Here is a 4,967-nt window from a genome sequence, read left to right as displayed (position 1 = left end):
CAATATCTTGATGACATTGCCTTTAAAATCAACTCAATGCCGCGTAAAATATTTGACTTTAAAACTGCTTATGAGATAGAATTTTTAAAAATGAATAGTGGTGCGGTTGAGATTTGATAAAAGAAAAAGTAGCCGAGGCTACTTTTTTTAATCCAGTGGTTTCTGTCGGTAGTTTCCTTCAATCCGTTCAACCGAAGACACCTCGATGAAGGCTTTAGGGTCTGCTGCAACGACTTGATCGACAATTGATTTAATCTCGAATTCATTCACAACCATATATAACATTGCACGGTATTGATGTTTATAAACACCCATACCATTTAATTGGGTAATTCCATGACGCGTGACGCTCAGAACAGCAGTACAGACTGCATCCGGTTCAACTGTAATTATACGCATACTGCTTAGCTTATACCTGTTGTGGTATGTTTCAATAATCTTCGTGGATGCGACTTGGTAAATAATTGAATATAACGCCAGGCTCCAATCGTACATCCACCCAGAGTAAAGTAGCACACAGACATTGAAGAACATGATTTTGTCCCACATTGGCTTATTCTTAACCATCGAGAAGTAAATAGCTATAAAATCTGTTCCACCTGCCGAACCATTCATTCTCAGTGCAATCGAGGAACCCACCCCATTCACAACACCACCAAATACTGCAAGGAGAATGGGATCATATGTTAACTTAAACGCTGGCAAAATTTCTACAAAAATACTTGTCAAAAAGACATGCATAAACGACAAAATTAAAAAACGTTTCCCGAGTTTTTTAATCACAAACGAAAGTAAGAAAACATTAATAATTAGGAACAAGAATCCGTACGAGAGCGTTAACCCAAACAAACGGTTCATTTCTTTGATAAGAAGGATGGTAACACCACCAACTCCTGCTGGCACTAAGTCAGCAGGCCTTACAAAGGATGTTATGGCAGTAGCCGACAACATCGCTCCTAGTATTACTCCGATATATTGCTTTGGTTCTATTTTTCTAAAGTATTCCATAATCTATCTCTGTTAATCGTGTCGATTGTCTCGTTGCTAGTCGATACAATATTTTCCTTTACATTTTTGAGTTTTCTTTTCATCTTCAAAATCAGGTAACTCTGATGCCACTGCGATTGCTTCAATTTCAACGAGCGCATTTTTGGGCAAACGCGCCACTTCGAAAGCAGTGCGTGCAGGATAAGGATGTGCAAAGTAAATTGCATACGTTTGATTCATAAGTTCAAAGTTATCCATATCACTGAGGTATACCGTAGTTTTGACAATGTCTTTGAGTTCGAGTCCCGCACTCCTCAAAGTATTCTCTAAGTTTTCAATGGCCTTACGTGTTTGTGTGACAATATCATCGCCCACAAGATTCGCTTCAAGGTCAATACCGAGCTGTCCCGAGACATAAACAGTATGATCGACTTGAATCGCTGCTGAATACGGTCCAACTGCTTTCGGACCATTTTTAACTATAATTTGTCTACGCTTCATTTGATTTACCTCTATAGGAGATCACGATAGTATTCATCGGATTTTTCTTGACGGTCTAAACTTGCATTCATACGTACAAATCCCGTAATACTTCCAACAACTATCACGAGCAAAAGTACAACACTTACAAATCCATTAAAATCTTCAATCATAACTCATCACCTCTATTGTTTTCATTATAGGTAAAATGCTAGAGAACTTCAACATAGTCGCCTAGTATCAACACCGGCATGACTAAACATGTACAAATCATTACAAACGCCAGGACTGCGTCAAACCAAGCAATTGTATGCATAATTTGGAATCCTTGCTCAATACTATTGGTATTCATTGCAATGGTAAGTCCAATTAAAATTACGGAATACGCAATCCCTCCCGCAAACATAATGAGAGTGTGTTTTAGCCAAAATTTAGTTCTAAAGAATGTAACAAACCACAGTATGATAAAAATGTAGACCGTAACGGGAATCGTTGCATTCAGACGTTCTAGAAGAATTGTCGGGCTATGCGAATACTGCATCACGTTTCTCACAACAGCAATAATCCAACTACCACTCACATTCAGTAGTTCCATGGCACCATCGACAGTATGTGTATTGATGACAGCAATACTCAATAAGAGCACTTCCAGAAACATTGCCACCATTGCCGCAAAAAATGTCATGAGAATTGCAATGTACAGCTTTTTATAGTCGCGGATCATTGATAGTCCTTAAGAAAATCTTTGCCTTTTTGAACCTCAACACGCGATAATCCGTCATATTCTTTTTGACGCAATACTTCGAATACACAAATTGCGACTGTATTCGATAGATTCATACTGCGCGCTGAAGGTGCCATTGGTATACGGAAGCAATGGTCATAGTTTGCTTTGAGAATATCTTTGGGAATTCCGGTGCTCTCTTTTCCGAAAACAAGATAAATATCTTGGTCGATACTTGCATAATCAAAATCTGAATGTGTGTATTCACCATAACGTGTCAAGAAGAACATAGGACCTTTCGTTTGATCAACAAACGCCTGCCAATCGACATGACGAATCACCTCAAGCTCTTCAGAATAGTCCATAACACTTCTTTTAACACGTTTTTCATCAAGAATGAAACCTAAAGGTTCAATTAAATGTAGTGTTGCTCCAGCGGCAGCACACGTTCTCATAATATTTCCGGTATTTTGCGGAATTTCGGGTTCATACAATACAACATGAATCATAAACGTTTCACCGTTCTTTCTAAACCAAATAAAACTGCAATCGCTCCTGCAACAATAGCGCCGATTGCAAAAATAATACGATATACAAGCCCCATAAAGAAAGGCTCTGGAACCATCATAATTAAACGATCAACGTTTGGGTTCAGCAACCATAGATCGTTTGTGAAAACGAGCTGATGGAATGAAATCCAGAACGCTTGGAAATCAATGAGTGCATAAAGTCCCACGATACCAACTACACTTCCCAGGATTAATAATGAGGCTTTCCATATGTCACGGGATAAGACAAAGTTAAGGTAATCACCCGATCCTAGACTCACCAGAACCATAAATGCAACAAAAATCATTGCGATATTACGGAAGTGAACCGCGCCTAAGTATAACGCTTTAACATCAACCATATGGTCTTTTTCTTTTTGGTTGAACATTTGAACATCACGCCCATCAACACTCACACTCAAATCAAGCGTTTGACGATCATCTTTTATGTAATCAATAAGCACATCAGTAGCTTCATGCAACTCTGCTTCACTTATGCGAATCGTTTGAGCCGTATCGAGTTTATGATACATTTTCGCATAGTAACTTTTTTGGAAGGATAGTGCAAAAATTGCAGTAAGCATCATTGAAATGAGAAATAAAGATGCTGCAAGTATATAAAGCATTTTTTTCATGTTCACGCCTCCATGAAGTCAATAAATTTTTGGAGCGCGAGTGCACGGTGTGATATCTTGTTTTTGACATCAGCATCAAGCATTCCAAAAGATACGGTCATGCCGTTCGGAACAAAAATCGGATCATATCCAAATCCACCCTCGCCCATGATTGCCTCGGCTATTGAGCCATCAATTCGTCCTTCAAAAGCATGAATTCCCTGCTCATCAATCATAACGATTGCACTTGTAAAGTACGCATCACGTTGTGATTCATCTTTGAGGCGCTTCAAAATTTCATTATTTTTATCGACATAGGGTGTATCCTCGCCCATAAAGCGTGCTGAGTAAACACCAAGAATATCAGGTAGCGCCGAAATAGTGAGACCCGAATCATCCGCAATTGTTGGGAGTCCTGTTTGCTCATGGACAAATGCGGCTTTAATTATACTATTTTCAACAAATGTTGCACCTGTTTCTTCGACTGAATCCATTGATATACCCTGTTCTTTTGCAGTTACAACAGTATATCCCAGTGGTTCAAGTATAGACTTAAATTCTTTTAATTTTCCTTGATTATTACTTGCTACGATAATTTTCATACTTTCACTCCTAAACATATGAAATTATACCATTTATGATATAATTTCACTATGAAAACGTACCAAACTTTAAAAACTCAATACAATTTAGAGGTATTGTCCGAGGATTTCATTCCTTCTGGACTGACGAATGCGAATTATCATGTCCTTACGAATAAAGGAGAATTTGTTGTACGAATGCCAAAGCCCGAGAATGCAGGGTTGTTTGACTATCATCATGAGGCACATGTACTCGCACTTATCGAACCGCTCAACCTCGATACACCACTTTATGCCTATAATCCAAATACAGGCGTTAAAATAAGTGACTATGTTCCAAACACCCATACATATAAGAATGATCATTTGGCTGATGCCGCAATCCTCATTAAGACCTTGCATGATGCAAATCTTAAATCTGGAATTCGTTTTGATTTAATTACAAAATACGATCTCTTCCAAACTCGGAATACTTATCAAAAGTATAATACCATTCCTTATCGATACTTACTCGAAGAAACCCAAGCAATGGCTTCAAACATCAGACTTTGCCACAATGACCTTGTAGAGGGTAACTTACTCTTTTCAAAACAACGTCATTACTTAATTGACTACGAGTATGCGATGGATAATGACCCATACTTTGATATCATGTCCTTTCTAACTGAAAATGATATTCAAGATAAACAATCACGTCAAATTTTTTATGAGGCTTACTTTGGTTACCAGCCCAACGACACAATGATGAGCAAGTTATGGCATTTTGAGGTTTCACATCACTTGATTTGGTGTGAGTGGGCTCAAATGATGTATGCACAGCACCATGACGCAATATATAATGACATTGCGGAACTAAAGTATACTCGTCTTCTCGAATGCATCACGGAACATAAAAAAAACTCCCAATGATGGAACTGACCTAGTTCCTTGGGACTCAAGAAAAAACCTCTTGTAAACGAATTATTGTAAAATGATTCAATACGGGAGGTTTTCTTATGGGAACACGGATTATGCATAGTTATGAGATAAAAAT

The 4,967-nt window shown here is 38.2% G+C and carries 8 protein-coding genes and 1 pseudogene; 2 read left to right on the top strand and 7 right to left on the bottom strand.

Annotated elements, in window-relative coordinates:
• Positions 1 to 117: pseudogene (locus tag GVV19_RS10675) on the top strand (IS30 family transposase); the annotation flags it as partial.
• 30 nt (positions 118 to 147) lie between these two features.
• Here the strand turns inward: GVV19_RS10675 and GVV19_RS10670 are convergent.
• The 7 genes from GVV19_RS10670 to rdgB are packed head-to-tail and all read right to left on the bottom strand — an operon-like array spanning position 148 to position 3,955.
• Positions 148 to 1,008 (bottom strand): YitT family protein, encoded by an 861-nt coding sequence (locus tag GVV19_RS10670; RefSeq protein ID WP_159647519.1) that lies wholly within the window; start codon positions 1,006 to 1,008, stop codon positions 148 to 150.
• A 36-nt stretch (positions 1,009 to 1,044) separates the two neighbouring features.
• Positions 1,045 to 1,488 carry a RidA family protein gene (locus GVV19_RS10665; protein ID WP_159641496.1) on the bottom strand — a complete coding sequence of 148 codons (444 nt, stop codon included), beginning with the start codon at positions 1,486 to 1,488 and terminating at the stop codon, positions 1,045 to 1,047.
• Between the two features lie 11 nt (positions 1,489 to 1,499).
• A complete protein-coding gene (locus GVV19_RS10660; protein ID WP_159637907.1) occupies positions 1,500 to 1,640 on the bottom strand; it encodes a mechanosensitive ion channel protein MscL in 141 nt (46 codons plus the stop codon).
• 38 nt (positions 1,641 to 1,678) lie between these two features.
• Positions 1,679 to 2,191, bottom strand: coding sequence for a hypothetical protein (locus GVV19_RS10655; protein ID WP_159641495.1), 513 nt, complete (start codon positions 2,189 to 2,191; stop codon positions 1,679 to 1,681).
• The gene (locus GVV19_RS10650; protein ID WP_159647517.1) at positions 2,188 to 2,700 is read right to left on the bottom strand and encodes a tRNA (cytidine(34)-2'-O)-methyltransferase; all 513 of its coding nucleotides are present in this window, start codon (positions 2,698 to 2,700) and stop codon (positions 2,188 to 2,190) included. The genes GVV19_RS10655 and GVV19_RS10650 overlap by 4 nt, the downstream gene beginning before the upstream one ends.
• Positions 2,697 to 3,374, bottom strand: a complete 678-nt coding sequence (locus GVV19_RS10645; RefSeq protein WP_236262347.1) for a TIGR01906 family membrane protein — start codon at positions 3,372 to 3,374, stop codon at positions 2,697 to 2,699. Before GVV19_RS10645 ends, GVV19_RS10650 begins: the two co-directional genes overlap by 4 nt.
• 2 nt (positions 3,375 to 3,376) lie before the next feature.
• Positions 3,377 to 3,955 carry an RdgB/HAM1 family non-canonical purine NTP pyrophosphatase gene (gene rdgB, locus GVV19_RS10640; RefSeq protein WP_159641493.1) on the bottom strand — a complete coding sequence of 193 codons (579 nt, stop codon included), beginning with the start codon at positions 3,953 to 3,955 and terminating at the stop codon, positions 3,377 to 3,379.
• A 51-nt stretch (positions 3,956 to 4,006) separates the two neighbouring features.
• On the opposite strand from rdgB, the gene GVV19_RS10635 reads away from it, so the two are divergent.
• On the top strand, positions 4,007 to 4,843 hold the full coding sequence (locus tag GVV19_RS10635) for a choline kinase family protein (RefSeq protein ID WP_159647515.1): 837 nt from the start codon (positions 4,007 to 4,009) through the stop codon (positions 4,841 to 4,843).
• The last annotated feature ends 124 nt before the right edge of the window (positions 4,844 to 4,967 follow it).

Source organism: Erysipelothrix anatis (assembly GCF_009828745.1).
Classification (GTDB): domain Bacteria; phylum Bacillota_I; class Bacilli_A; order Erysipelotrichales; family Erysipelotrichaceae; genus Erysipelothrix; species Erysipelothrix anatis.
Note: the sequence above shows the minus strand (reverse complement) of the source record. Positions and strands in the feature narration are given on the sequence as shown.

What these genes read in the sequence shown, in the direction of transcription:
- GVV19_RS10670 (WP_159647519.1), bottom strand. Translation starts at nt 1,008, where the DNA reads ATGGAATACTTTAGAAAAATAGAACCAAAGCAATATATCGGAGTAATA.
- GVV19_RS10665 (WP_159641496.1), bottom strand. Translation starts at nt 1,488, where the DNA reads ATGAAGCGTAGACAAATTATAGTTAAAAATGGTCCGAAAGCAGTTGGA.
- GVV19_RS10660 (WP_159637907.1), bottom strand. Translation starts at nt 1,640, where the DNA reads ATGATTGAAGATTTTAATGGATTTGTAAGTGTTGTACTTTTGCTCGTG.
- GVV19_RS10655 (WP_159641495.1), bottom strand. Translation starts at nt 2,191, where the DNA reads ATGATCCGCGACTATAAAAAGCTGTACATTGCAATTCTCATGACATTT.
- GVV19_RS10650 (WP_159647517.1), bottom strand. Translation starts at nt 2,700, where the DNA reads ATGATTCATGTTGTATTGTATGAACCCGAAATTCCGCAAAATACCGGA.
- GVV19_RS10645 (WP_236262347.1), bottom strand. Translation starts at nt 3,374, where the DNA reads ATGAAAAAAATGCTTTATATACTTGCAGCATCTTTATTTCTCATTTCA.
- rdgB (WP_159641493.1), bottom strand. Translation starts at nt 3,955, where the DNA reads ATGAAAATTATCGTAGCAAGTAATAATCAAGGAAAATTAAAAGAATTT.
- GVV19_RS10635 (WP_159647515.1), top strand. Translation starts at nt 4,007, where the DNA reads ATGAAAACGTACCAAACTTTAAAAACTCAATACAATTTAGAGGTATTG.